Source organism: Psychrobacillus sp. L4 (genome assembly GCF_042944905.1).
GTDB lineage: Bacteria > Bacillota > Bacilli > Bacillales_A > Planococcaceae > Psychrobacillus.
In genome coordinates, this window is record NZ_CP168496.1 from 1,788,918 (window position 1) to 1,815,542 (window position 26,625).

Below are 26,625 nucleotides of genomic sequence, written 5' to 3' on the forward strand. Positions count from 1 at the left end.
ATAGATAGGAGGGGGCAAAAAGGATACATAGGTGAAAATATAATGCGTTGCTGTGCCATTAGCTTAAAGGAAATTCGATAGATCTATGACAAAGTATGTCAAATGGAATATACGACATAGTAATAATTATGTATTATTTTGTGAAAAAGTCATGATTTAGCACATATCTCCGGATAATTCGTATAGCTGTTTGGAGGATTTCAAGAAGAGGAAAGTGTATTCTTTCTGTTTGAGATGTAAGGGGCATAGCATTGTTTGTAAGTAGAATTTGTAAAAGAAGTATCAAAGAACAATTAAACGTCCTTGATACTTCTTTTTTCATTTTTTTATAAAGGGATTACTGTAATATCATTAATTATGCCAAGTGTTAGTGCTATGCTGATTTCTTTTGTTTTTGATCTAAACGATGACTAAAGAAAGTTAGAAGACTTGCACAGACTGCAACTATCCCACCGACCCATGTTACATTCATTAAATTCCCTTGATGGTATACAATTCCGCCTAATGCAGAACCAAAAGCGATACCTACATTGCTTGCCACTGGCATAAGTGAAGCAGCAAGACCTGTTGCTTTTGGCTGATAAATTCCAGCAAGGTCTATTAAATAAAGCTGAGTGGATGTTGTTAAGAGTATGGCCATTAACGACATCAAGCCAATGTTTGCCAGTCCTAAGATAAAATGATTTGAAGTCCAAAATATACTTGTCAGAACAGCTGCCTGCAAAAGAAAAACAAACCGAAGGCGACCGATTGCATTGTGGCTAGCAATTTTACCTGCGAGAATGTTGCTGAAAATAGAGATAAATCCGTAACCAAATAAGATTAAACTAATTGAATGATTTGGTACTTCCATTCCCTTCAAGATAGGAACAAGGTACGTAAAGACGGTATAAGTGGCGCCAAATCCGAGAGCAGGAATGAAAAAGGCCATTAAAATTCTTGGATTGGTCATTAGAGAAAACTGATCCCGTATCGAACTGCGTATTTGGCTGAGTCTATTAGGCAAGACGAAATAGGACGCCAAAAACGCCAATCCTCCTAGGAAAGTAGTTAACATGAAAGTGGCATTCCAGCCGTACGAATCGGCAATGACAACTCCAATTGGCACTCCAACGACATTTGCAAGTGTGAAGCCACCGAAAACGAATGATATGGCGAGTCCGCGTTTTTTAAACGGCATGGTTTCACTTGCAACAATCATGGCTAGAGAGATTAATACTCCTGTTACAATCGCTGTCATAATCCGAAGTGCAAGGAGCGTGATGTAGCTTGTCGAGAATATACACAACACATTCAGGACGATGAAAGAACCTATCAAAAACAACATCCATTTACGCTTCGGAAAATGACTTGTCGCTGACATCACTAGTGGAGTAGCGATGGCAAACGTAATTGCAAACGCAGAAACAAGTGTGCCTGCTTTTGCATTTGTCATTTGAAGGCTCGAGGAAATATCGGTTAAGATTCCGACAATAACAAATTCGCTTGTCCCAAGGACAAATGTTAATAAAGTAAGTGTTAAGATGAGCAACCAATGTCGCTTGGATAACTTTGTGGAGTGCATAAATACCTCTTTTCTTAGATGATTGTATATGTGTCAGATAGTAGATACACGACCTATACATCTTACCATAAAATATTTTTGCGAGAAAAACCCTTTCTTATCAAATAGAGGTTAATGGAATACCAGGATTGACAATGCAAAAGGAGTTAGCAGAAAACTATTTAAGAAAGCACATTGGCATTGTCATCATATTAATCCATTCCATAATTCAAAGATGATAGCTATTCAAACTTAATAATTTTAAATAAGACTATACATCAACTAATACACCTAAAAGAAAAGGTGAGAATTGATAATCTCTTAAAAGCTGTAAAGCTTTCAAGAAAGCAACAAGAAAAAGTAAATAACTTAAGACTGAAATGTCACAATGAAGTAATCTAATAATGGGACAGACATAGAAAACCCTAAAAAAAACTGAATCTGCAACCAGGAGAAAACTTGAATGTGATGGGAAGTTCGTTAAGCAGATAATTTCAATAATAATTAGCCGATTAACATTTTGGACATGTCTAAGATGTTAATCGGCTTATCTCATTATTTACCAAACGCTTCCGTTATGACTATGAAATCTTCTGAATACATAAAAAGTCATGAGTTGGGAATTTTAATCAGTGAAACATTCGAGAGGAGTTTTACACATTGGAAAAAATAACATTAGGCAATTTTTTATGCCGTTGTTTAAGCCAGTCAGGGATTAAAGAGGTTTTTGGCGTAGCTGGAGATTACAACTTCACCATTTTGGATGAATTTGAAAAAAATCCAGAGATTACCTTCGTAGGAAATAGGAATGAATTAAATGCCGGTTATTCCGCAGATGCATATGCGCGTTTGAAAGGAATCGCCGCATTAGTTACTACATTCGGAGTTGGTGAACTCAGTGCCTGTAACGCTTTTGCTGGATCAAACAGCGAAAATGTCCCTGTTGTGCATATCGTTGGCGCTCCGCCAACTCCTGACCAAAAAGGACATAAGTTTATGCACCACTCTCTGATGGATGGAAATTTCAAGACGTTTCAACAGGTATACGAACTAATTTCCGCCTATACAACCGCCATTACACTGGAAAACGCATCGAATGAAATCCCCAAAGTCTTAAACATCGCGCAAACAAAAAAGAAGCCGGTATATATAATGATTCCGAATGATTTGCTGTCAAAGGAAATTAACGTCAGTAAAGTGGAATTGAGTGCCGCAGCTACTAACCAGACGTCTTTACAACAAGCGGTAGCACATGCCAAACAACTTCTGGATCAAAGTAATAATACTGTCCTGCTTGCAGATGTCAAGGTCATGCGATTTCATTTGGAAAAGCCAGTGCAACAAATGGTAGAAACAATGAATATACCTGTTGCGTCTACTGTTTACGGAAAAGGGTCGTTTGATGAAACACATCCCAATTATATCGGCGTTTACGTTGGCAGCTGTGGAGAGGAATCTGTTCGAAATACAGTAGAAAATGCACAATGCGTAATAGCGGTAGGGTTGGTTTGGGCCGATACCAATACGGCAAATTTTACGGCCAAACTGGAATTCACGAAGACCATTCAAATTCAGCCGAACAGCGTAATAATTGGGGAAGCGATGTATCAGGATATACTGGCAGCTGATATGATAAACTCGCTTATTCTGTTGAATACCAAACAAAGCAACCCAGTCAACCAAGCCACATTTCCTTATAGCCAGACACATGGCCAGCCTAACGACGCGTTGGTGGCAGTAAACTATTATCCAATGTTTCAACAGTTTATCAAGGACAACGATGTGATTGTTGTGGAAACGGGCACCTTGCACGACGGATTTTCACAGGTCAGGCTGCGAAAAAATGTAACGTATGTCACGCAGGGCGGCTGGCAATCTATCGGATACGCAACCCCGGCAGCTTTTGGCGCTTGTGTCGCCGCACCAGACCGGAGGGTTCTACTTTTTACAGGAGATGGTTCCCTCCAGTTGACCGCACAAGAAATCAGTTCCATGTTGGAGCACAATTGCAAGCCAATCCTCTTTATTTTAAACAATGGACAATATGTTGTTGAAAAGTATCTAAACGTAAACACCTTGAACCAGAAATACAACGTCATTCCCAAATGGGATTATACCAAGCTACCAATGGTATTTGGCGGGGACGCCTGTACAGCTACCGTTAAGACCGTAGATGAGTTAGCGCGAGCCATGAAAAAAGCGGAAAAGGAATGCCACAACCGGCTTTGCATTATTGAGATCATCCCAGGAAACCCCTTGGACGCGCCTCAGTATTTGGTGGAATCAAGAAAAATACTTGAATCGCAGAAAATGAATTAATACTAGCCGTGTGATTCGTTGATGTAATGCACGTTGATAATATCGCCTATTTCAAAAAGGCCTTACGTATACGAGGCTTGGAGGTAAGAATTATGAGACCACTATTTTTGAAACTGGATCGACATGAAACAGCAAGAATACAGCGTGGACTTGAATCGTTATGTACAGAGGTCGGAATCACTTTCAGAAGATTTTTTAGCCCTTCAAGTGCATGCGCTACCTTAAAACTCTTTTTGTATGTCTTCTTTTTATCCAAGAATGCTTGAACCTGGTTTTCACCTTTTGCTACATCCAGACCTATCACTGGATTCATCTACTATCATTTTCTAAAGTATATTTACCAGTACCCCTAATCCTTCTTGTAGTATCATAGCTTCGCTTGTTATACGAGATCGTGGCCCCAACCAGCTTCCAACTATATAAATAGAATTATTTTCTTTTGCGAATACGTTCTCTAAATAGATTTCCGCTGCTTCTAACCGTTCCTGTCCTAACGATCTAATAATGTCGTAATTAACGCAACTAAATAGTAGTATCTAAAACGCCTGGAACCCTTGAGATTAGAGGTTTCAGGCGTTTTGTTTTACCTAATTAAATGAAGGAAAGAAGGATTTACGCTCTTTTTGTTGAATTGATTGAACTAAAGGGGCAGGATTTTTCGAATAAAGTAAAACTAGAAAATGGTATATTTTGTTTTAATTGAAAAGGGGGTTATTTGTTGAAAAGATTACTATTTTTTATTTTATTCGCTTTTGTTTTGAATGCTTGTAACCAATTAAATAAAGATTCAAATGAGGATGACGTATTGCGCTCAAACGAGTCTACTGTTCAAACTATGCCAAAAGATATGCCTATTGACTTTGGATTCTCTATTCAATTTGGTGTGGGAAAAAATAATGAAATTAACACATTCGAAGGTACAGTGACCAAGGATTTAATAGCAGATGGAATTACAACTGCAGCTGTAACCTTTACCGACGAAGAAATGGGTGAGATTTATGAGAAAATGAAAGAAGTTAATATAGTAGAAACGAAAAAGTTAACACCCGAATCTATAGACGGAACCATTTGTATACAAGAACCACACGAAGAGGATGAATGGAAAATTACCTTCGACGGCGAAACCATCACTCATTCAGTTTCAGGAGCATTCTGTGAACCTACCAATGATGCTAAGCAACTTCTTGAGTTGCGAAATTACGTATTTAGTATAATTAGATGTAAGCAAGAATATATAGAACTTCCCGAATCCAAAGGAGGGTATCACTAGTTTTAAAGTTAAGTGAATAGGAACGAGGTAGCTAGATGTACAGTGATGCTATAAAAAAGATTTTCCATTTATATATCCGTATATTTTATGCTTTTCAAATAAAATATTTGAGAGCTCTGCAACATGAGGGCAATGGGGTAAGTTCAATCAATTAGCAGGAATAATTAAAAAGATGTCGAAATAGTCAATATCAAGAGTATTAAAGTAACGGACAGATGTTTAAAAGAGAATGAGGTGTTGAACGTGGTAAAAGTGAAAGAAAAAAGTGAATTATTGGAATGGGTTAAAGCATTCGGAATTGCTATTTTATTTGCATGGGGAATTCGGTTTTTCATATTAACGCCAATTGTGGTGGATGGAGCTTCTATGATGCCCACATTTGAAGATGGTGATATGGTAGTTGTTAATAAAATTGGACCAAGATTAACGGAGTATAAGCGATTTGATGTGATTGTTTTTGAAGCAAAAGAAGACACTAATTATATTAAACGTATTATTGGTATTCCTGGTGATCACATCGCCTATCAAAACGATGAGCTTTTTATTAATAATAAGAGATACGAGGAACCATATCTAGAGGAGTATAAAAAAGAGTTGAAAGATAATGATAAACTTACTAAAGATTTTACGTTAGAGAAGTTCCTAGATGAAAAAGTTGTACCTGATGGTTACTTTTTTGTAATGGGAGATAATCGTCTTTATAGCAAAGATAGCCGAGACCCAAGAGTTGGATTCGTTTCAAAGGATAAAATACTAGGTACTGCAAAAATGGTTTTTTGGCCTCTTGATAACCTAGGGATTATAAATGATAAAGGGATTAGTAAGTCAATTAAGTAATCCTGTATTCTTATTCAACTATCACCCTGCTCAATCGTTAAAAAAATGAAAATGAACAAAAAAAATAGACCAATTAAAACACTTTTTAGAAAAAGGTAGGGCCTCTTAGTAATCAATATAGCGTTGGATTGAAAAATAATAGGTAAGGCTGGTAAAACCAATCAAAAAAGATTGTAGAAAATTATGGAATAAGATGCATCAGATAATGTGTATAATAATTTGACAAATCATTTAGACGTATGTTAAATTCATCCATAATAAAACCATACAAATTCGTTGATGAGAAAAAGTAGTTGATGAAACTGTTCCAAAGAGAGCCGGTACATGCTGAAATCCGGTGTTCAGTTCGTTTATGAAAATCCTCTCTGAGAAGTCGAGCTGAAATTGAGTAAGTGAGACCGGGTGTCTACCGTTAAAAGGAACACGTATGATTGTACGTGGCTAAGTGCTATTGTGGAACGAAAGTTATTCAATAGAATTAGGGTGGTATCACGGTTAAACCCGTCCCTTTTCCAGGGACGGGTTTTTTGTATGTTTTATTAAAAAAAATAGGAGTGATATCAAATGGTTAAAGCAAACGAAAAAGAGTCTGTAATCGAGCGAGAAGAACGGATTCGAGCACAATGGGAGAAAGATAATATTTTTAAAAAGTCCATAGATGATAGAGAAGAATGCCCTTCTTTTGTATTTTATGAAGGACCACCTACTGCAAATGGATTACCACATGTTGGGCACGCATTAGGTAGAACGATTAAAGATGTAGTTGCACGATATAAAACAATGACTGGACATCAAGTTATCCGAAAGGCAGGTTGGGATACGCATGGTTTACCAGTTGAATTAGGTGTAGAAAAGCAATTAGGTATCTCAGGAAAAAGTGATATTGAAAAATATGGTGTAGAAGCTTTTATTGAAAAATGTAAAGAAAGTGTTTTTGTATATGAAAAACAGTGGCGAGAGTTTACTGAACAACTGGGTTACTGGGTAGAAATGGATGATCCTTATTTAACTTTAAGTAATGATTATATTGAAAGTGAATGGAATATACTTGGCACAATTCATGAAAAAGGGTTACTCCAAAAAGGTCATAGAGTGTCCCCTTATTGTCCTAGCTGTCAAACTTCTCTTAGCTCCCATGAGGTGTCACAAGGATATAAAAACGTAAAGGATTTATCTGCTACGGCTAAATTCAAAATTAAAGATCGTGAAGATGAATACTTTCTTGGGTGGACGACAACTCCTTGGACTTTACCAGCAAATGTCGCACTAGCAGTTAATCCTTCTTTGAAATATGTTCGAGCAAAAAAAGGGCAGGATATTTTTATTCTTGCGGAAGCATTAGTAAGTTCTGTATTAAAGGATGACTTTGAAATACTATCTGTGCACTTAGGAACTGATTTAAAAGACATACCTTATACTCCATTATTTGATTTTGTAAATGTGGAAATTGGTCATAAAGTGGTAACTGCGGATTATGTATCTTCAGAAAGTGGAACAGGGATTGTCCATATCGCTCCGGCATACGGAGAAGATGACTATAAAGTTGTAAAGGAAAATGGCATTTCTTTCGTCAATGTGGTAGATGAAAAAGGGAAGTATACTTCGGAGGTTATTGGTTTTGAAGGTAGATTTGTGAAAGATTGTGATGTAGATATTGTTCGGTATCTTGCTGAAAAAGGTTTGCTTTACAGTAAAGAAAAATACGAACATAGTTATCCTCATTGCTGGCGTTGTGATTCAGCCCTTTTGTATTATGCAAATGAAAGTTGGTTCATTCAAACAACTGCATTGAAAGACCAGTTTATACAAAATAACGAAGGAGTCACTTGGTATCCGGAGCATATAAAACATGGTAGATTCGGAAACTTTTTAGAGCAAATGGTTGATTGGAATATTAGTCGGAAACGCTATTGGGGCACACCGCTCAACGTTTGGGAATGTGAAGAATGTAATCATGAATTTGCTCCGAAAAGTATCGATGAATTAAAAAAGCACTCTATTCATCCCTTAGATGAAGTTGATTTACATAAACCATATGTAGATCATGTTAAGCTTCACTGTTCAAATTGTGGAGGGACTATGACAAGGACTCCAGAAGTCATAGATGTTTGGTTCGATAGCGGTTCTATGCCATTTGCGCAATATCATTATCCTTTTGAGAATAAAGAGCTTTTTGAAAAACAATTCCCAGCTGACATAGTCATCGAAGGAATTGATCAAACACGCGGATGGTTTTATAGCTTACTAGCTGTATCCACTTTATTTACGGGTAAAGCTCCGTACAAACGTGTACTATCGACGGGTCATATTTTGGATGAAAAGGGACAAAAAATGTCTAAGAGTAAAGGCAATGCTCTAGACCCTGTAGAGTTAATTCAAAAGTATGGAGCAGATGCACTAAGATGGGCATTATTAGTCGACAGCGCACCTTGGAATACAAAAAGGTTCTCGGAACGAATCGTACAAGAAGCAAAGTCAAAACTAGTCGATACACTAGACAATGTGCATAGTTTTTATTCGTTATACGCTCATTTAGATGACTACAATCCGAATTATGCTTATGAAGTAGAGAAAAATAAACTGGATGATTGGATACTATCTCGTTTGCATAGCACGATTACAATCGTTCGAACAAATTTAGAGGTTTATCATTTCACAAACGCAGCGAGAGAAATTGCCAAGTTATTAGAACAAGTAAGTAATTGGTATGTAAGACGTTCAAGAGAGCGTTTTTGGTCAAGTGATATGAATCCAGAAAAAGCAGCTGCATATGAAACGCTCTATGAAGTATTAACAAGAACTAGCCAAATGTTAGCACCATTAACCCCATTTCTTGCAGAAGATGTGTTTATGAATTTAACAGGGGAAAGTGTCCATTTATCGGATTTTCCAGAAGAAGATGAAAAATTAATAAATGAAAAACTGGAAAAAGAAATGGATGCAGTTTTGCAAATAGTAGAGTTAGGAAGAAGTATTCGAAATACTACTTCCTTGAAGGTAAAACAACCTTTAGGTAGTCTTTCACTTATGAGTACTAATAAGGATATTAACTGGAAACTATACGAAGATATTATTAAAGAAGAGTTAAATGTAAAGGTATTTGAACAAACGGAAAGTGAAGGTAAGTTTATAACTACAAAGATAAAGCTGGATTTCAAAAAATCGGGAGCGAAGTATGGAAAGCAATCTAATTCTATTAATACATGGCTTCAGTCATTAGATGACGAACAAGTTAGAAAGTTTGTGCAAGAGGGCTTTATTGAATATGAAAAAGATAAAGTAATGTTTGAAGATGTGCTGCTTGAAAACATTGCGAAAGAGGGATATGCCTCAGCATCTAATGGTGCATATACCGTTACTTTAGATCATTCTTTAACCGAAGAACTGATTCAAGAAGGATTGGCGCGTGAATTAATACGTGCAATACAAGCATATAGAAAACAACTGAAGCTACCAATCGATATGCGTGTGGATATTTCAATAAATACAGATGAAGAATTTCAAGTAGTTATTGAAAAGTTTAAGCATATGTTGCAACAAAACTTGTTAATGCGTCATTTACTGTTTTCAGATAATACTCTAGAGGGAACAGAGCTTACAATAGGATCTCATATTATTGGATTAGAAGTTACACCAGTAGACTGATTTACAAAATCGGATATAGAAATTTTTCTATATCCGATTCCTTAGAATTTATTAAACCATATTGTTGATCTTCGTATTCACTTTATCGAAACTACTTTTTTACTAGGCAACTCAAGGCAATTTAATTGCCCCCCATATACTGCTCCACCATCAATACCAATGATTCGATTGCTTCCGAAAAAAACATTGTGATTCGCTTTATCCTCATGAAGTAGATTTGTTTCTGTATGCCCGAATATTACGGTCTTTTCGCCGTTGTATCCTTTATGAAACTCGTCTCGAATCCATACTAATATATATGGATCTGTCTCGGAAATAGGTGTTGTTGGATGAACCCCAGCGTGAACAAAAATATAATCTTCTGTTTCGATATAATTTTCTAGGGTTTGTACAAATTCTAAATGTCTCTTTAGCTCTTCGGATTCTAACATAGGTTTTTGAAAATTTTCTTCACTAACTTCTATTTCTTTTTCAGAAAAACCATAGCTAAATAACGTTTGATCTCCTCCACACCTCTTAACCCAGTGGTTCCATGATCTCTCTACATCAGTCGTTAACGCTTTTATCATCATATCTTCATGATTACCCTTTAGTAGTCGAGCTCCAGCTTCTTTCAAACTCATCACTTTTTCAATAACACCTTTTGAATTTTGGCCCCGATCTATATAATCACCTAATAGTATTAATTGGTCCATTTCTGGTTCGTAATTTGCTTCTGCAAGCAACTTTTCAAATTTCTCTAATTGACCGTGAATATCACTTATTACAAGAGTTCTTTTCATGTCTTTCTCTTCTTTCTATGTGTGTGTATTCTTCTAATTACTAATATCATATTAACCATATACAGTTAAATTGAAAAGCTTTGCATCATAAATAGGAGCTAATATTTGAGTAAGTATATTAATTATAAATATTTATTTTTGAATTTTCGTTGTTTTCTAAATATTAATCTGATATATTATCATCATTACTTATTAAAGTAGTTTAATAAGTTATATATTTTAGGTGGTGGATACTGTGAAGGACTTAATAAATACCCCGAAATCTATGAAAAAGGTTATTCTTTATGGGATTCGTTCAACTCTTTTAGAACTTGGAAGTGCAACAAAAGTTGAACTTCGCCATAAATTAGGAATTAGTTTCCCGACAATCAGTAAATTCTTAACGCAGATGGAGTCGGATGGGGAACTTATTTTAGTCGGAGAAGATGATTCTAGTGGTGGAAGAAGACCAAAAAGATATGCATATAATCCGGAACATATGTTAGGCTTGGCTATATTTTTAGAAAGAACAGAAACAAATTATACAATTTTTAATTGTTTGGGTGAAGTGAAGGAACAGGAGAAAACGTCCAGCGTATTAATAGAGGATGGCCTAAAATTATTAACCAAGTTTACGGAAGAAGTAATAGCAAAATATCCGAAGATTAGTTCAATGGCAATTGGTGTCCCAGGTGCGGTTAATAATGGGCGAATTTTTTATATACCAGGTTATGAGCATTTTCAAGATTTTGATATAAAAGGATACTTTGAAGAGCATTTTTCTATACCTGTAGTAGTTGAAAACGATATGAATGCTGCAGTTCTTGGATATTACAATGATAGGAGGAAAAATGAAAATCAATCTCTTATATACTTGTATTCCGGACAAAATGGACCAGGTGCAGGGATTATAGTAAACGGAGATGTGGTGCGAGGAAGTACTTTTTTCTCGGGAGAGGTTTCATTCGTCCCTCAGTATGATGATCGAAACTTTCTGCAAGCCTTGGTAAATGGAGACGAGCCTCAGAAAATGTTTATCCGTGAGGAACACGAAATTGATGCTATTAGCCGTTTAGTAGCTACGTTTGTAGCCATCATTAACCCTCATACGATTATTTTTTGTACTGATGAAGTGACCACATTAATACTAGAAAAAATTAGAATAGGGAGTTCAAAATATATCCCAGTAGAACATCTACCAGAGATTACAATGAGTAATTGGGAACAAGATTATCTAGATGGATTACAAAGTCTTGGACTTGATATTATGCTCACTGAAACAAGGAATTAGAAGGAATCGGAAACACAATAGAACACTAAAATAAAAATTTAAGGTGGATTATACATTTGGCTACATTCTTTTTAGTAATCATCTACTTAGCTTTCATAAGTTTAGGGTTACCCGATTCATTGTTGGGTGTTGCATGGCCGGTGATGCAATTGGAATTTAAAGCACCACTTGAGACTGCTGGCTATCTTTTTATGACAATAGCAGGTGGTACAATTATTTCCAGTTTAGTAAGCGGAACGATACTAAAACGGTTCGGAACTGGAAATGTTACTTTTGTCAGTTGCTTAATGACTGCTTGCGCTTTGCTAGGATTCGCTTTTTCTCCATCGTTTGTTTGGTTAATAATATGTGCCATACCACTCGGATTAGGTGCAGGATCTGTTGATGCGGGACTGAACAATTACGTTGCTACACATTACAAAGCACACCATATGAGTTGGCTCCACTGTTTCTGGGGAGTTGGGGCTACAATTAGTCCCATCATTATGGCACATTCTATTTCAGAGCAAAATTCTTGGAAACAGGGATACTTTGTTATTGCAGGAATTCAGTTCGCATTAGTTGTAATCCTTTTCTTCACTTTGCCTTTATGGAATAAAGTCGCAAAAAACAACAATAGTACAGCTAGTGAAAAATCTGAGGAGTCAAAAAGTGAACTTTATCAAAATACCAAGCCATTGCAGATTAGGGGAGTAAAGCTAGCCCTAATATCATTTTTATTTTATTGTGGCGTAGAAGCAACGATGGGCCTATGGGGCAGTAGTTTTCTCGTAAATGTAAAGGAAATACCCGTAGCTGTTGCTGCAAACTGGGTTTCTTTCTATTTCGGAGGAATAACAATCGGTAGATTTATCGCTGGCTTTATTATGTTAAAGGTCAGTAACCGTACGATCATTCGGATTGGGCAAATTACAGCATTAGCTGGTACGGGGCTTCTATTATTGCCATTAGCCTCTAGTTTCTCACTTGTAGGATTTATCATGATTGGATTGGGTTTAGCGCCGATATTTCCATCTATGTTGCATGAAACGCCGACACGTTTTGGAAAGGAGCATTCTCAGACAATTATGGGCTATCAAATGGCCGTTGCCTATACAGGTACTACGTTCATTCCGCCACTTCTTGGTTTCGGTGCATCTCATTTATCAATAGGCATTTTCCCGTTTTTTCTTGTTCTTTTTGCTGCAGCAATGCTATTAGGATCTGAAAAACTAAATGCTTTATTGAAAAAGGAGCAGAAAGTGGAATACTAGTAATTATCGGTTATATAATAATTGGTTAAAGACTTCTGCTGAGGTTGTTTCGTAAATGCAAAACGCAAAGTATATTTGAAGGGTAGGGAAATGTGGATTAGATGAACTTCAAACTGTTAAATTGAAAAGTAAATATCAAAGATTTGACGAAACCTCATCTGAATTAAAACATTAGATTTTGTATGTACAGGGATAAAATCTGCTCATGAACTTTGAATGATGTGGAGATATTAAATAATAGTAATATTTATATAATATTGTATGTCTGTTGATTAGTTAGTTAGTTATTTTCAATAAAGGTCTAGAAAATGACACCAATTCTGATACGATAAATAGCTACTAATAGCTAAAAATTTGTAATAGTAAACAAAAGGGGAAGTTCCAGATGGATAAAAATCAAAGTATTCGTGATGCAATCGAAGTATCTATTAGACTTCTCGATTCTGATCCAGAATTTTACATTGGACGCTGCGAAAACGGACGTAGAAAATGGAATGGGGCGTGGTGGCATATGGCAACTCTTTATGAAATGGGGGAGGTTAAACAAATTCCCAGTTCCGCTATTGCCAGAGCCAAACATTTGCTAGAAGTTCAAACTTGGCCAACTTTCGTCATATACCCCGATGATTATCCAACAAGTGAAGCCGATAAAATGAAGATGGACTGTTGCCATTGTGAGCTTGCCGTATATTATATGATTTTGATGGCCTATGGTTGCGATTTGGACAAGGAACTACCTTGGATTCGCGAATGGTTCCTTAAGCATCAGCTGTCTGATGGAGGATTGAACTGCGAACCTACAGCTTATACTAATTCTCATAAGAGCTCTATTGTTTCGACATTACCTCCGCTTGAGGCAATTCTCTGGTATACGAATCGACCATTCACTCCTAAGGAAACCGACTTCTTGGACCAGGGTGCACGTTACTTGATTGAACATCGTCTTGTTTGTTCCAAAGAAAGTGGGCACATTATCGATATGGAGTGGCTGAATCCTTGTTTTCCAAGGTTTTTCGAATATGATATCTTGCGTGGTATGTCCTACTTGGTAGAATGGTCCCGGCGCAGGAACAAACCGTTACCCACCGGCTTACTTAAAGAAGGAATGCATCGATTATATAGCCATATCGAAGCAACAGGCTTGCGCATAGGCAGGCAAGTATTCGATCCACAAGGTCCGTGGGGAGGACACACTTTTCCACTACTAGAAGAGGTAGCTAGAATTGGCGACGTTTCACCTTATCTAACTAGACAATTGACTGGAATTATTGAGCAATTGGAGCATTTCACTAATGAGTGAAACTGATAAAAAAATAAACTGCGAGCGATAAAAATGTATTCTTATTAGTTAATAATTTCCAATATAACCATAAAAAAATACGTCAACTATTTGAATTACTTAATAATCCTAGAGCACATACAGCAATCTATCTTTATGGTCCGGATGGCAAATCAGTTGAACTGATAACGCCAATTCGATTTGATATAGAAAAAGATTTTGAAATGATGAGATTTGAAGAATGTTTGAAACGTTAATAGAATAAAGTAATCATTTAAACATGCTGTTCGAAGAGCTCAAATTAAATTCTTAAGAAAAATTTATATTTATTCTTTAAATTGATTTGACATTCTGAATTTTTCATACTATTATAAACAATAACTTTTATGTTCGGATACGGGTAGAAGGCACCGGGAGCGGTGTCGCCCATTGAACAGACGAGCCGAGATTAGATGAGCATAGCTGAGAAATTGTTTGAATAAGAGGAGTAACACTAGTGTGCAATGAAGAGAGTCAGTGGTTGGTGGGAACTGATTTGTAGCTAGTGTGAATGGGCTTATGAGAGCTACCTTGAGAACGATTATTCGTTTTAGGGGTAGACGTATTTCCTACGTTACAGGAGTTGAAGTGGGAGTGGTATCGCTCCAACTAGAGGTGGCAACGCGGTCAACACCGTCCTCTTCAAAGGGATTTTTCTGAATTCCTTTGAAGAGGGCTTTTTTTATTTCTTTAAGAAAAAAATAGTTGAGATGAGCAGAGGAGAGAATTAGATGAGATTAGAACAGGCAAGCTTCCGAACAACGATGAAAAAATTGAATGGGGACTCGTTGACTCCGATTTTAATTTTTAGAAGATTGAAAGGAAAACGGAAATTTTTATTGGAAAGTTCCGCTAAGCATGAGAGCTCAGGTAGATATTCGTTTATAGGGGTAAATCCATTGAAATCGTACACAGATCGTAATGGAAAATTAATCGAATATTTTTACGAGAATGGTAAAGAGTACACACATGAAGGCAATGTATTTGAATTATTAAAAAGGTTAATGCCAAGTATTCCTGATAATACAGGGCTACCATTTACAGGAGGAGCAGTTGGATACATTGGGTATGAGGCAAGTCTGAATAAAAAGTCGCCTTTAGAAGATGAAATCGGTTTACCAAGTGTCTATTTCAATGTTTATGAAACGCTCGTTATCTTTGATCATCAATTAGATGAAGTTACTCTACTAAATACAGATACCGGATCAGAAAAAGAAGTACCTAATTTGGATTTTATAGCTGACCAAATACTTTCAAGAAGTGAAGAACAAGATGGGAAAATTCTAATATCTGAATATGCTTGTTCCTTAACGCAACAACAATTTGAAGATCTTGTACGGAAAGCAAAAGACTATATCAAAAAAGGTGAAGTGGAACAAGTTGTGCTATCTCGTAGATTAGTAGCTAATTTTTCAGGAGACCCATTTTCGTTATTTCGGAGCTTGAGAAAACGTAATCCTTCCCCATATATGTACTATATGGAGTTTGACGATCATGTCATCGTTGGTACTTCGCCGGAAAGTCTTGTTCAGGTTATTGATCGAAAAGTTGTAACAAACCCCATTGCGGGAACCCGTAGAAGAGGGAGAACCGCAGAAGAAGATGTCTCACTTGAAAAAGAGCTATTAAGTGATCCAAAAGAAATTTCTGAACATAATATGCTTGTTGATCTTAGTATTAAGGAATTAGGAAAAGTGTGTGTGCCAGACTCAGTACAAGTAACAAACTATAAGAAAATAGTTCGTTATGAACATGTCATGCATATTGTTTCCGAAGTGGAAGGAGTATTATCACCGGTATTGCATCCGCTTGATGGCCTCATGTCATGTTTTCCAGCCGGTACTGTAACAGGGTCACCAAAACAACGATCAATAGAGATTATTGAAGAATTAGAGCTTCTGCAACGAAGTTTTTATGGTGGCTCAATTGGATATATCGGCTTCAATGGCAATATAGACTTTGCTTTAACGATTCGAACAATGCTTTTAAAAGAAGGAAAAGTGTATGTGCAAGCAGGTGCCGGGATCGTTGCAGCATCCGATCCTAAATTGGAATATAAAGAAACGTTTAATAAAGCACGGTCTTTACTGGAAGTATTGAAGTAATTTAGAAGAGCTGAGACGAGGAGAGATTGAGATGAGAAGTTTTATAGAAAAAGTAGAGAAGAGCGAGCATTTAATGTATGAAGAGATGATAGAGGTTTCTCGATTAATGTTTAATGAAACAACAAATTTGCAGCATATTGCAGACTTCCTAATTGCACTTTCCAAAAAAGGAGAAACTGCTTACGAAATAGCAGCACTTGCATCTGTTATGAAATCATTTGCTTTGGAAATAGACTCTCCTAAAGGAGATTATATGGATAACTGTGGAACTGGCGGAGATAATTTAAACAGTTTCAACATCAGTACAACAGCGGCATTTGTATTAGCAGGAGCAGGAGCTTTTATCGCGAAACACGGAAATAGGAAAATTACAAGTGCAGCTGGTAGCACAGATGTTTTAGAGGCACTAGGTATCCCTTCTGATATCAATACAGATGTATCAATGGATTTACTGGTACGTGAGGGACTTACTTTTCTTTATGCTCCAACTATTCATCCAAAATTAAAGCGAATAGGATTCGTGCGACGACAAATTGGTAAACCAACCATTTTTAATCTAATTGGGCCACTAACGAATCCAGTGGCTTTAAAGAGTCAATATACTGGTATTAATAGACCGGGATATACGATGGAATATGCATCCGTTTTACAGATGCTTGGAAGAGAAAGAGCAATTGTCGTGTGCGGAGCAGGAGGAATGGATGAGGCATCTCTGTCAGGACAAAATGATTTTGTTTTAGTTGATAAAGGCGATTTAATTCCTTTTACATTAACACCAGAAGATGTTGGACTAACCTTTGCTCCCATATCTGCAATCCGAGGTGGAAATGCACGGGAAAATGCGACAATTATGAAAGCAGTACTCCAAGGAGAGCGTAGTCCTTATTTTGATGCAGTCATTTTTAACGCAGGAATTGGTTTTTTTACAAATGGGATGGTCAGTAATATTCCGGAAGGTATAAAACTTGCGACCGATAGTATTTTATCTGGAAAAGCATTGGAGAAATTAGAAGCAGTTATTGCATTTACGAGTAGTGCCCGTAAACGGGAGGTAGTTTGATGACGATTATTTTAGATAAGATTCTTCTTGAGAAGAAGAAACAGATTGAAACAATGTTAGAGAATGAAGTTCCATTACGGCAGCTTAAAATTACACGCCCATCTTTGTTCGATCAATTATATGGAAAGGAGCATTTGCAAATCATTTCAGAAATAAAGCGTGCATCCCCATCAAAGGGATTAATTGCAGCAGGAGTAAACCCTGTTGAACTAGCAAACGCCTATTATGAAGCAGGTGCTGTTTGTATTTCAGTTTTGACAGATACACTCTTTTTTAATGGTTCATTTCAAGATTTAGAGGCGGTTTCGCATACAGTACCTATCCCTGTATTATGTAAAGATTTTATCATTCATAAAGTACAAATTAATCAAGCGATTAATGCTGGAGCATCCGTTATTCTTTTAATAGTTGCAGCACTAAGTGAAATAAAACTGAAAGACCTTTATGAATATGCTACATCTGCCGGCTTGGAAGTACTGGTAGAGATACATGATTCAATTGAGTTGGAAACTGCTTTAAGAGTAGGAGCCAAGCTCATCGGAGTAAATAATCGAGATTTACGTACTTTTGAAGTGGAACTAGCTCGTACTGCTGAAATTGCTTCGATATTCCCTTTCCACGAAGAGCGAGTATTGATTAGTGAAAGTGGTATTTGGAATTCCGAAGATGCTGCACTAGTAGCGAGATATGGTGCAAGTGCAGTGCTTGTAGGAGAATCGCTTATGAAAAGTGGGGATGTAAGTGCTACTATAAGTGACTTAAAAGTGAAGCGAGGCGTTATCACTCCATGACGAAAGTAAAGATCTGTGGACTAATGGAGAAAGAGCATGTACAAGTAGCGATAGATGCGGGTGCAGATGCTATTGGCTTTGTGTTTGCACCGAGTAAGCGAAAACTAACGATTAAACAAGCAAAACTACTTGCTAGCGAAATTCCTCCGAACATTTTAAAAGTTGGAGTATTTGTGGATCCATCTAGAGAAGAGTTAGAAGCTGCTTTCCGAGAAGTACCATTAGATTTGGTTCAATACCATGGCAATGAAGCACCTAAATTTATTCAAATGAATGGATTTCCTTCTATTAAAGCATTATCTGTTCGAAGCGAAGAGGATGTCACACGAGCAGAGCAGTTTACAACGGAATATTACTTATTTGATGCTCCCGGAATCGATTATCAAGGGGGGAGCGGACTTGCATTTGATTGGCAATTAATGAAGGTAAATAGCATAGCAGAAAACAAAATTATTTTAGCTGGGGGATTGAATCCTTTCAATGTCAGAGAAGCAATTGAACGAGTGAATCCTTATATGGTGGATGTTTCTAGTGGAGTAGAGATAGATGGCAGAAAAGATGCTGAGTTAATTCGTGCGTTTATTCGTGCTGTTAAAGTAGAGGAGAGATAAGCAAATGGTACAAACAAAAGCAGGGAGATATGGTCGTTTTGGTGGGCAGTATGTCCCGGAAACTTTAATGACTGCACTAATTGAATTAGAACAAGCTTATGAAGAAGCACTAACGGATCCTTTGTTTGCAAAAGAAGTGGATTATTATTTAAAAGACTATGTAGGTCGTGAAACGCCTCTATACTATGCAGAACGTCTTACAAAAGAACTTGGCGGAGCAAAAATTTACTTAAAAAGAGAAGATTTAAACCATACAGGTGCGCATAAGATCAATAACACGATTGGTCAGGCACTTCTTGCAATGCGTATGGGTAAAAAGAAAATAGTTGCAGAAACAGGAGCAGGTCAACATGGAGTCGCAACAGCTACCGTTTGTGCGCTATTCGATTTAGAATGCATTGTTTTCATGGGGAGAGAAGATGTGCGCAGACAGGAACTAAATGTTTTCCGCATGGAATTACTCGGTGCAAAAGTCGTGTCAGTTGATCAAGGATCGGGTACGCTGAAGGATGCGGTAAACGAAGCGCTTCGTTACTGGGTGTCCAATGTTGAGGACACTCATTATATTTTAGGCTCGGCACTTGGGCCTCACCCATTTCCAAGAATTGTCCGGGATTTTCAACGAGTGATTGGTGTGGAAACACGTAAGCAAATTCTTTCTATAGAAGGAAAATTACCAGATGCTGTCGTTGCATGTGTTGGTGGAGGCAGTAATGCAATCGGAATGTTCCACCCTTTTGTGGAAGATGAAAAAGTAACTCTTTACGGGGTAGAAGCTGGTGGTAGCGGCATTTCTACTGGGAGACATGCCTCTGCTGTAGCGAAAGCAAAAGAAGGCGTTTTACACGGAGCATATATGTATATTTTGCAGGATGAAAACGGGTTTATTCAAGAAGCACATTCCATTTCTGCAGGACTTGATTACCCTGCTGTTGGTCCAGAACATAGTTATTTACATGATATCGGTCGCGTGAAATATACTTCTGTTACAGATTCAGAAGCACTGGAAGGATTACAACTACTCTCGAAAAAAGAAGGCATCATTCCTGCATTGGAAAGTGCACATGCCATTCATTTTGCAGCAGGATTAGCAAAAGAAATGAATCCAGAACAGATTTTAGTTATTTGTCTTTCAGGTCGGGGCGATAAAGATGTTCAGACGGTCAGAGATGCGTTAGGAGGAAAATAAGTGGTAAAAAAGCGATTAAGAGATGCGATTGTAGCAAGCAATAATAAAGGGGAAAAAGCGTTTATTCCATATATAATGGCTGGGGACGGTGGAATAGAAACATTAAAAACAAAACTTCTATTTCTCCAAGAAGCAGGTGCAACGGCTATCGAAGTCGGAATTCCTTTTTCTGATCCAGTGGCGGATGGAAAAATAATTCAACAAGCGGGAGAACGGGCCCTTGCAACAGGAATGACCCTTCGCTTAATAATGAAGAAAATGGAAACATTTTATGAAGAAATAACAGTACCGCTTGTGCTAATGACTTACTATAATCCTTTATTAAGTTACGGAATAGACCTATTTGCAGTAGATTGTGAGCGTATTGGCATTGGGGGAATAATTGTACCTGATTTGCCTTTAGAGGAAAGTGATATTCTTCGAAACGCACTTGTAGGAACAGACGTTGCACTCGTTCCCTTGGTTTCTTTAACAAGTCCTCCTGATCGAATTGCTAAAATTACAGCAGTTGCCGAGGGGTTTATTTACGCAGTAACAGTCAATGGTATTACAGGTATACGCAATGGTTTTGATAAATTGTTGGAGCAGCATTTAGCAAATATAAAAGAACAAAGCACCATTCCAGTTCTCGCAGGATTCGGAATTTCCACACCGGAACAAGTGGAAAGTATTGCTGCATTAGCAGATGGGGTTATCGTAGGAAGTGCAATTGTAGAAGCATTTCATCATCAAGATTTAAATAAAATTCAAACACTTATTCAAGCATCTAAAAAGAAAGTTTTTAACTAAAAGAAGAGTAGCTATTTCCATGGGGGATAGCTACTCTTTTTGTGGAAATACTAAAGTCTGCAAGTTGAAACGTGAATGCAACAAGAGAGAGTAACATAGACAAAGCGTTATTACCACTTTCTTTATGCAGTTTCCTCCTTTTCAATATCCTCTACTTTAACAAACTTAAACACGAGAAATAAAAGGATAAGTCCGAGGACACCAACTGTAATATAGCTTACATTGAGGTAATTCTTCATGACGAGTGACATGATGGGAGGACCGGCAGCAACCCCAATAAATCTTGCGGAGCTGTAAAAAGAAGTAACAGTTCCTCGCTCTTCTTTTTTTATGTTTCCCGTTATTATTGCGTCTAGCACTGGAAGCAATGCGCCAATTGCAATTCCCAATATACTCGTTACAACTAAAAGAAGAAATAATTTTTCTTTTGTAAAGCCAACAAAAATAACACTAGCCGAAGTGCCGATCAAACAAATAATCATCATCCGTTTTATAACAGGCAAACTGCCTTTAATCTTTCGGCCAGTTATAAACGAAGCAATACAAAGTAATAATAGGGGGATAGCTAGAACGAACCCTTTCTTGATTCCTTTTATATCATGTGCTTTTTCAAGGTTTTCGGATAAAAAGAATAACACACCGAATAGTATTAGCATTGCATATATGCCCATTAGGAAAACAGTATATAACCATCTTCCTTCTAACTTAAAAGTTTTCTTAAGGTTGCTTAGGAAGTCTTTCAATTTAGTTGGTTCATCCTTTTCCTTAGGAACTTTTACAAAGAAAAAGATAAGAATAATGGATATCAGACTGAAGATAGAAATGGAGAAGAAAGGTAAAAACCATAAGAAGGCTGCAAAAACGGATCCCAATATCGGGCTTAACACTTTACCGAATGTGTTAGAAGTCTCGATCATTCCTAAACAAGAGCTTGTCTTTTCATCATCGCCCTTATACAAATCACCGACAAGTGGTAAAACAATCGGCATCGCACCTGAAGCACCAACCCCTTGTAAAACCCTTCCAATAATTATCCATGTATATGGATTTTCCATTTTCCATGAAGCAAAGCCAGCGATTAGACCTCCAATAAGTGCGAGTATTAAACTTGGCAAAATGACTTTTTTTCTGCCAAAACGATCGGATAGATAACCAGCAACGGGTATGAGAAAAATAGCCGCAACTGAATAGCTAGTAATGATCATGCTTGACTGAAAAGATGAAATTCCAACCTTTTTCTCTAGTATCGGAAGCACAGGAATAAGCATGGAGTTACCTAGTGTCATGACAAGTGGAATAGAGGCAAGACTTATAATGCACCAAATACTAACCTTATTTTCAACATTGTTCGTGTTTTCCATTGGACACCTCAAATAAATCATTAGTAAGAGGTATGATTCCCAAGCTTTGCGTTATTATGCTTTAACCTCTTTAAAAGAGGGAGTGATATGCTTGAATGCCAAAATAAATGCCAAATCCAATCATAGAAAGAGAAGACACTAACGAGATTATTTTCAATAATGGACCTGATAATAGCTTCCGAGATGTACTTGAAATAATGGACATAAAAAGATCCACCAATGCTATTCCAAGTAAAATCGTTATACTAAAAAAGATAACTTCAATACCCGATGTATTTTTAGAGCCTCCAACAAGAATAGAACCATATATACCTAACCAAAAGAGAATGGTCAATGGATTTAACAATGCCATTAAGAGACCTGCTAACATGGAATGTCGCAAACGAACAACCTTTTTATGTTTTGTATTAGTTGATATAGTATGTAAGGTTAAAATATTTTCAATTCCTGTATACATAAGTACAAAAAAGCCGAAAGACCACAAAAATGTTTTCATAAATGGAGAATCGATAAACTGAGCAACGCCGAAGTAAACCATTAGCATATATAATATGTCGGTCACGATAGCACCCATGCTAAAGAACCATGCGTGATAAAAACCATTTTTAATACCTGTATTTAATAAAGTTGCTTTTACCGGACCAATTGGTGCTGCTAAGGAAACACCCAGAAGAAAATAGGTTGCCAATGAATTCATAAAATGGAGCCCTCCGTAAAAATGATTTCTTAGCATCATATTCGGACGAGACGGGTTGTACGACTCATCATAGGAAATTTTATTTTTTGGAATATATTGAGAACGGTGGATAGCAAAACCTAATAAATATAGGTATACTGATAAAGTAACTGATGATTCTATTTTTTTGGGAATGAAGGTGATTTTAAAATGAATAATGCACTAGATACACAGAAATTAGCACATTTTTTAGCAGAAATGAATGTTGAGCCTAAGCATCATATTGGATATTGTGGTACAGAAGAAAAAGAAATATTACACTCCCTTCTTCATGCGTTTTCAGATTTGGATTTATCGGAGTCATTTGCACTAGCATATGCTCATGATGAAATAATAGGGGCACTAGGATTTGACATCGATAAGGAAAGTAAAAGTGCAGAAGTGTGGGGACCATTTATAAGAGATTGTCAGGATTTTAATATGCTTGCAAACGCCTTGTGGGAAAAGTTACAATCATTTGTCCCGTTAGAAATAAATACGTATCGTTTTTTTGTAAATAAACAAAATACGAATGTGAGGAACTTTGCAGCAGAGAAGAATGCGATAGAAAATGGGAGTCACCTAATACTGGAAGCTTTACGACATAGCTTTCACAACCCTAAACATAAAGACATCGTAAAATATAAGTCTTCCTTTAAAAACACCTTTTTTGAGCTACATGAACTTGCTTTTCCTAACACATATTATAATGCCAAAGAAATCGTAAATCGTCTAGATGAGGACAATTTATTACTAATCATGCAGGATGTAGATGAAAAGATAATAGGATATGTATATGTAGAAGCAGATCCGGTGCATAGTGAAGGCACAATTGAATATATTGCTGTTTCTCCATCCTATCGTAAACAAGGGATTGGAAAGACGCTAATAAGAGCAGCATTAAGCCATCTTTTTTCTTATGAAGGGATAAAAGAGGTTTCTCTATGTGTAGGATCACAAAATGAAAGAGCTATTCACTTATATCAAGCAGCTGGATTTCAAACGAAACATGGACTGATTTCTTTTGTCACGGAATAAAAATGAAAACTACCCTTTTCGAGTAGTTCTCTCTTCGTAATTTGTTTCATGTTTCGTATCTCCAAGAATTTGATTGTTTTCTTTTAAGTCCGGATCCATTCCCATCATCATATCATCGAATGGCGTATAGTTGTTGTGAGGTAACCGTTTCTTTTTGATTAACTGATAAACGATACGACCAATAAGTAATAGGGAAAGAACTAAGTAAACGATGCTTAACACATTCAAAATTTTCACTCCTTTTTTATACTATTCTATTCAGATGGGGGAAAACCCTTTTATACTTTTTTGGGAGGAGTATTTTTCATGCACAAAGAATTGGAACGAGCGATTAATCTACGGAACGAGGGTAAAAAAGAGGAGTCAAACGATCTATTGCTAAAATTAGTAAAAGCCTTTCCTGCTGATGCAACCATCCACTATCAATGTGCATGGAGTTATGATGTAATAGGAGAAGAATCAAAGGCAGTACCCTATTATGAAAAAGCAATTGAATTAGGACTCTCGCAGGATGAATTAGAAGGAGCATTATTAGGTTTAGGAAGTACGTATAGAACACTTGGCGAATATGAAAAGTCAAAACAAGTATTTATAAAAGGAATCGAACTATTTCCAAGTAATAAAGCAATCCAAATTTTCTATTCTATGACACTCTATAACTTAAAAGAGTATCAGAGTGCGATGGATCTATTATTAAAATGTTTGATAGAAACAACGAGAGACGATGAAATATTGAGCTATCAAAAAGCAATTCTTTTTTATGCTGATAAACTTAACGACGTTTGGAAGTAAGGACCCAACCATTTCTTTTTTTTGGAAAGAATACTCTTCCTCATTCTGAAATAGAATATATAAGCACTTATTATTCTATTATACGAAAGGGGAAACGAGAGAATGGGTGTCCGATTTCTTCAAATTGCGGTAGTCTATTTTGCTATTGGGGTTACTTTAGGTCTCTATATGTCTATGGCGCATGATTACGAGTTAAAAGGAGTACATGTACACATCAATCTTTTAGGTTGGGCTTCATTTGCATTAGCTGGACTTGTGTATCATTTATTTCCAAACACGAGTAAAAACCTGTATGCAAAGCTCCATTTTTGGAGTGCAAACATTGGAGTTCCACTAATGATGATTGCACTTACAGTTCTTATTTTGAACGGGGCGGAAGTTGCAACGATCTTCACAGCAATTGGAGGAGTACTAGTTGTATTTAGTGTAATCATGTTCGCAATCAACGTATTAATGAACGTAAGATCAAAAAATTAGAAATATATTATGATTAATTAAAAAGTTAAAAACTGTCAAAGAGCAACCAATTTTCTCTAGAAAGCAACCATTTCTCCATATAAAGAATTAACTTTATGTGAGATAGAGCTAATCAGCGCTAAATAATTTCTGTGCAATTCAAACAATATGAAAAAGGGATTTTGCATAGACTAATTTTATATCCTTGCTTCATTTTTAAAAAGCCGCTCGGTTATTCAATCTATGAGCGGCTTTTTGCTATGTAAAATTTAAGTTGCTAACTATCTGAAAATAATGTAAAGTGAAAATTCGTTGTTCAAAAATTATCAAAACAAAAAATAGGAGGAATGAAATGAATAAGTTTAATATTCCGTTTCTAAATAAGTGCTCCTATTTTCACTTAATAGAAGAAGGATTTTCAGAAGACGAAAAATGGTGTGTTGACCATACTTATTTACTACGTATTTCCCCACATGGTGATCTAAATAAATTAACAAAACAAGCAACATTAATAAATGAGGTACATGCAATGGACAGCCACATCCCAAAAGTGCATGATGTTGGAATGTATGAAGATAGGGCTTATATGATATTAGATTATGTACATGGAGAAAATGGTGTAGAAATTTTACCGTTTAGAAGTGAAAAAGAACAATATAAAATTGGTATTCAAGTAGGAGAAACGCTTAAGAAGATGCATCATTTTCACGCTCCAGCCGACTATCCTTCTTGGGAAGAGACATGGCGAAATCGAGTAGAAAAACAAGCTCCCCGATTTAAAGAAATCGTTGAACAAAATCCGCACTATCAGAACATTTTACCTTTTATTCAAAACAATTTGCATTTATTAAAAGACAGACCAAGCTGTGTTCAGCATTATGATTTTCATCCAGGTAATATCTTAGTTCATGAAGATACTTTTACGGGTTTAATAGATATGCAAAAAATTACATACGCGGATCCCATCAATGAATTTTATAAAATGGAATATTTTAATGTACCTATTAGTAAAGCCTATTCTAAAGGGGTTTTCGATGGGTATCATGAAAGTCATCCTATTCCTGATTCTTTTTGGAAGTTACATCGTTTGTATGCAGCAATGCATATTGTATTTGCAGAAGTTTGGGGGCATGAAGGTGGCATCCATCAACTGGATAAGTTCCAAAGATATAGTTGTTTTACGATAGAGCAGTTTGATGATTTTAGGCTACTAATTCCAAAATGGTATAGCAAATAAATAGACTGCTCCATTAAATCCGTGAAAAATGGTTTAATAGGCATTCAATTCAATTAAATTGGGCTAGTAATGTGTTTAGTTGGTAAAATGAGTGATTTAGTTGAAATTTTAGAGAACTTAGTTGGAAAATATGCATGTTTAGTTGGAATAGGAAGTACAGAAGGAAGAAAACTTAAACAAACGACTATATCTCCTTAATTAAGCAATTCATCTGAGATTAATTATAGGATAATCAGCTTAAAAG

Annotated in this window: 22 protein-coding genes, 1 pseudogene and 2 other annotated features; of the genes and pseudogenes, 17 read left to right on the forward strand and 6 right to left on the reverse strand. The window is 36.5% G+C overall.

The features are described from left to right. Positions 1-373 precede the first annotated feature (373 nt). Complete coding sequence (locus ACEPXG_RS08490) at positions 374-1,564, reverse strand: MFS transporter (protein ID WP_391209337.1); 1,191 nt, start codon at positions 1,562-1,564, stop codon at positions 374-376. A 639-nt stretch (positions 1,565-2,203) separates the two neighbouring features. Between ACEPXG_RS08490 and ACEPXG_RS08495 the strand changes: the two genes are divergently transcribed. Continuing rightward, positions 2,204-3,862 carry an alpha-keto acid decarboxylase family protein gene (locus tag ACEPXG_RS08495; protein WP_391209340.1) on the forward strand — a complete coding sequence of 553 codons (1,659 nt, stop codon included), beginning with the start codon at positions 2,204-2,206 and terminating at the stop codon, positions 3,860-3,862. 181 nt (positions 3,863-4,043) lie between these two features. Here ACEPXG_RS08495 and ACEPXG_RS08500 read toward each other — a convergent pair. After that, positions 4,044-4,175, reverse strand: a pseudogene (locus ACEPXG_RS08500) (IS110 family transposase); the annotation flags it as partial. Positions 4,176-4,580: 405 nt separating this feature from the next. Between ACEPXG_RS08500 and ACEPXG_RS08505 the strand changes: the two are divergent. From ACEPXG_RS08505 to ileS, 3 genes are all read left to right on the forward strand, one after another. Continuing rightward, complete coding sequence (locus ACEPXG_RS08505; RefSeq protein WP_391209342.1) at positions 4,581-5,132, forward strand: hypothetical protein; 552 nt, start codon at positions 4,581-4,583, stop codon at positions 5,130-5,132. Positions 5,133-5,375: 243 nt separating this feature from the next. Then, positions 5,376-5,969: a signal peptidase I gene (lepB, locus tag ACEPXG_RS08510; RefSeq protein WP_391209344.1), complete on the forward strand. Its 594-nt coding sequence runs from the start codon at positions 5,376-5,378 to the stop codon at positions 5,967-5,969. Positions 5,970-6,236: 267 nt separating this feature from the next. Then, positions 6,237-6,481 (forward strand) — a binding site (T-box leader). 52 nt (positions 6,482-6,533) lie between these two features. Continuing rightward, positions 6,534-9,614 carry an isoleucine--tRNA ligase gene (gene ileS, locus ACEPXG_RS08515; protein ID WP_391209346.1) on the forward strand — a complete coding sequence of 1,027 codons (3,081 nt, stop codon included), beginning with the start codon at positions 6,534-6,536 and terminating at the stop codon, positions 9,612-9,614. A 77-nt stretch (positions 9,615-9,691) separates the two neighbouring features. On the opposite strand, the gene ACEPXG_RS08520 is transcribed toward ileS, so the two are convergent. Beyond that, positions 9,692-10,396 carry a metallophosphoesterase family protein gene (locus ACEPXG_RS08520; protein WP_391209348.1) on the reverse strand — a complete coding sequence of 235 codons (705 nt, stop codon included), beginning with the start codon at positions 10,394-10,396 and terminating at the stop codon, positions 9,692-9,694. Between the two features lie 265 nt (positions 10,397-10,661). Here ACEPXG_RS08520 and ACEPXG_RS08525 point away from each other — a divergent pair, with 265 nt between their 5' ends. From ACEPXG_RS08525 to trpA, 9 genes are all read left to right on the forward strand, one after another. Continuing rightward, positions 10,662-11,666: an ROK family transcriptional regulator gene (locus ACEPXG_RS08525; RefSeq protein ID WP_391209845.1), complete on the forward strand. Its 1,005-nt coding sequence runs from the start codon at positions 10,662-10,664 to the stop codon at positions 11,664-11,666. A 56-nt stretch (positions 11,667-11,722) separates the two neighbouring features. Further along, complete coding sequence (locus ACEPXG_RS08530) at positions 11,723-12,919, forward strand: MFS transporter (RefSeq protein ID WP_391209350.1); 1,197 nt, start codon at positions 11,723-11,725, stop codon at positions 12,917-12,919. Positions 12,920-13,304: 385 nt separating this feature from the next. Next, positions 13,305-14,219, forward strand: a complete 915-nt coding sequence (locus ACEPXG_RS08535) for a hypothetical protein (protein ID WP_391209353.1) — start codon at positions 13,305-13,307, stop codon at positions 14,217-14,219. Positions 14,220-14,663: 444 nt separating this feature from the next. After that, positions 14,664-14,881: a binding site (T-box leader), on the forward strand. Between the two features lie 87 nt (positions 14,882-14,968). After that, positions 14,969-16,342, forward strand: a complete 1,374-nt coding sequence (locus ACEPXG_RS08540) for an anthranilate synthase component I family protein (RefSeq protein ID WP_391209355.1) — start codon at positions 14,969-14,971, stop codon at positions 16,340-16,342. A 31-nt stretch (positions 16,343-16,373) separates the two neighbouring features. Beyond that, entirely contained in the window at positions 16,374-17,402 is a 1,029-nt protein-coding gene (gene trpD, locus ACEPXG_RS08545; RefSeq protein WP_391209357.1) for an anthranilate phosphoribosyltransferase, read from the forward strand. Continuing rightward, positions 17,402-18,193 (forward strand): indole-3-glycerol phosphate synthase TrpC, encoded by a 792-nt coding sequence (gene trpC, locus ACEPXG_RS08550; RefSeq protein WP_391209359.1) that lies wholly within the window; start codon positions 17,402-17,404, stop codon positions 18,191-18,193. The genes trpD and trpC overlap by 1 nt, the downstream gene beginning before the upstream one ends. After that, a complete protein-coding gene (locus tag ACEPXG_RS08555; protein WP_391209361.1) occupies positions 18,190-18,804 on the forward strand; it encodes a phosphoribosylanthranilate isomerase in 615 nt (204 codons plus the stop codon). Before trpC ends, ACEPXG_RS08555 begins: the two co-directional genes overlap by 4 nt. 4 nt (positions 18,805-18,808) lie before the next feature. Then, entirely contained in the window at positions 18,809-19,993 is a 1,185-nt protein-coding gene (trpB, locus tag ACEPXG_RS08560) for a tryptophan synthase subunit beta (RefSeq protein WP_391209363.1), read from the forward strand. Continuing rightward, positions 19,994-20,782 (forward strand): tryptophan synthase subunit alpha, encoded by a 789-nt coding sequence (trpA, locus tag ACEPXG_RS08565; protein WP_391209366.1) that lies wholly within the window; start codon positions 19,994-19,996, stop codon positions 20,780-20,782. Positions 20,783-20,904: 122 nt separating this feature from the next. Here the strand turns inward: trpA and ACEPXG_RS08570 are convergent, their stop codons facing one another. Both ACEPXG_RS08570 and ACEPXG_RS08575 read right to left on the reverse strand, forming a co-directional pair. Beyond that, positions 20,905-22,143 (reverse strand): MFS transporter, encoded by a 1,239-nt coding sequence (locus tag ACEPXG_RS08570; RefSeq protein WP_391209369.1) that lies wholly within the window; start codon positions 22,141-22,143, stop codon positions 20,905-20,907. Between the two features lie 70 nt (positions 22,144-22,213). Beyond that, positions 22,214-22,840: a LysE family transporter gene (locus ACEPXG_RS08575; protein ID WP_391209371.1), complete on the reverse strand. Its 627-nt coding sequence runs from the start codon at positions 22,838-22,840 to the stop codon at positions 22,214-22,216. Between the two features lie 189 nt (positions 22,841-23,029). Here ACEPXG_RS08575 and ACEPXG_RS08580 point away from each other — a divergent pair, with 189 nt between their 5' ends. Next, positions 23,030-23,896 carry a GNAT family N-acetyltransferase gene (locus ACEPXG_RS08580; protein WP_391209374.1) on the forward strand — a complete coding sequence of 289 codons (867 nt, stop codon included), beginning with the start codon at positions 23,030-23,032 and terminating at the stop codon, positions 23,894-23,896. A 9-nt stretch (positions 23,897-23,905) separates the two neighbouring features. Here ACEPXG_RS08580 and ACEPXG_RS08585 read toward each other — a convergent pair whose 3' ends face one another. Then, positions 23,906-24,124 (reverse strand): hypothetical protein, encoded by a 219-nt coding sequence (locus ACEPXG_RS08585; RefSeq protein ID WP_391209377.1) that lies wholly within the window; start codon positions 24,122-24,124, stop codon positions 23,906-23,908. Between the two features lie 78 nt (positions 24,125-24,202). Here ACEPXG_RS08585 and ACEPXG_RS08590 point away from each other — a divergent pair, with 78 nt between their 5' ends. From ACEPXG_RS08590 to ACEPXG_RS08600, 3 genes are all read left to right on the forward strand, one after another. Next, on the forward strand, positions 24,203-24,688 hold the full coding sequence (locus tag ACEPXG_RS08590; protein WP_391209380.1) for a tetratricopeptide repeat protein: 486 nt from the start codon (positions 24,203-24,205) through the stop codon (positions 24,686-24,688). A gap of 102 nt (positions 24,689-24,790) precedes the next feature. After that, entirely contained in the window at positions 24,791-25,165 is a 375-nt protein-coding gene (locus ACEPXG_RS08595) for a cytochrome-c oxidase (RefSeq protein WP_391209382.1), read from the forward strand. A 331-nt stretch (positions 25,166-25,496) separates the two neighbouring features. Beyond that, positions 25,497-26,381: an aminoglycoside phosphotransferase family protein gene (locus tag ACEPXG_RS08600; protein WP_391209384.1), complete on the forward strand. Its 885-nt coding sequence runs from the start codon at positions 25,497-25,499 to the stop codon at positions 26,379-26,381. The last annotated feature ends 244 nt before the right edge of the window (positions 26,382-26,625 follow it).

Excerpts from the sequence above, each read along its gene's own strand:
- ACEPXG_RS08540 (WP_391209355.1), top strand. The coding sequence starts at position 14,969 with ATGAGATTAGAACAGGCAAGCTTCCGAACAACGATGAAAAAATTGAAT.
- ACEPXG_RS08575 (WP_391209371.1), bottom strand. The coding sequence starts at position 22,840 with ATGAATTCATTGGCAACCTATTTTCTTCTGGGTGTTTCCTTAGCAGCA.
- trpC (WP_391209359.1), top strand. The coding sequence starts at position 17,402 with ATGACGATTATTTTAGATAAGATTCTTCTTGAGAAGAAGAAACAGATT.
- ACEPXG_RS08490 (WP_391209337.1), bottom strand. The coding sequence starts at position 1,564 with ATGCACTCCACAAAGTTATCCAAGCGACATTGGTTGCTCATCTTAACA.
- ACEPXG_RS08555 (WP_391209361.1), top strand. The coding sequence starts at position 18,190 with ATGACGAAAGTAAAGATCTGTGGACTAATGGAGAAAGAGCATGTACAA.
- ileS (WP_391209346.1), top strand. The coding sequence starts at position 6,534 with ATGGTTAAAGCAAACGAAAAAGAGTCTGTAATCGAGCGAGAAGAACGG.
- ACEPXG_RS08590 (WP_391209380.1), top strand. The coding sequence starts at position 24,203 with ATGCACAAAGAATTGGAACGAGCGATTAATCTACGGAACGAGGGTAAA.
- trpB (WP_391209363.1), top strand. The coding sequence starts at position 18,809 with ATGGTACAAACAAAAGCAGGGAGATATGGTCGTTTTGGTGGGCAGTAT.
- trpD (WP_391209357.1), top strand. The coding sequence starts at position 16,374 with ATGAGAAGTTTTATAGAAAAAGTAGAGAAGAGCGAGCATTTAATGTAT.
- ACEPXG_RS08535 (WP_391209353.1), top strand. The coding sequence starts at position 13,305 with ATGGATAAAAATCAAAGTATTCGTGATGCAATCGAAGTATCTATTAGA.
- ACEPXG_RS08600 (WP_391209384.1), top strand. The coding sequence starts at position 25,497 with ATGAATAAGTTTAATATTCCGTTTCTAAATAAGTGCTCCTATTTTCAC.
- ACEPXG_RS08570 (WP_391209369.1), bottom strand. The coding sequence starts at position 22,143 with ATGGAAAACACGAACAATGTTGAAAATAAGGTTAGTATTTGGTGCATT.
- ACEPXG_RS08525 (WP_391209845.1), top strand. The coding sequence starts at position 10,662 with ATGAAAAAGGTTATTCTTTATGGGATTCGTTCAACTCTTTTAGAACTT.
- ACEPXG_RS08520 (WP_391209348.1), bottom strand. The coding sequence starts at position 10,396 with ATGAAAAGAACTCTTGTAATAAGTGATATTCACGGTCAATTAGAGAAA.
- ACEPXG_RS08595 (WP_391209382.1), top strand. The coding sequence starts at position 24,791 with ATGGGTGTCCGATTTCTTCAAATTGCGGTAGTCTATTTTGCTATTGGG.
- ACEPXG_RS08580 (WP_391209374.1), top strand. The coding sequence starts at position 23,030 with ATGAATAATGCACTAGATACACAGAAATTAGCACATTTTTTAGCAGAA.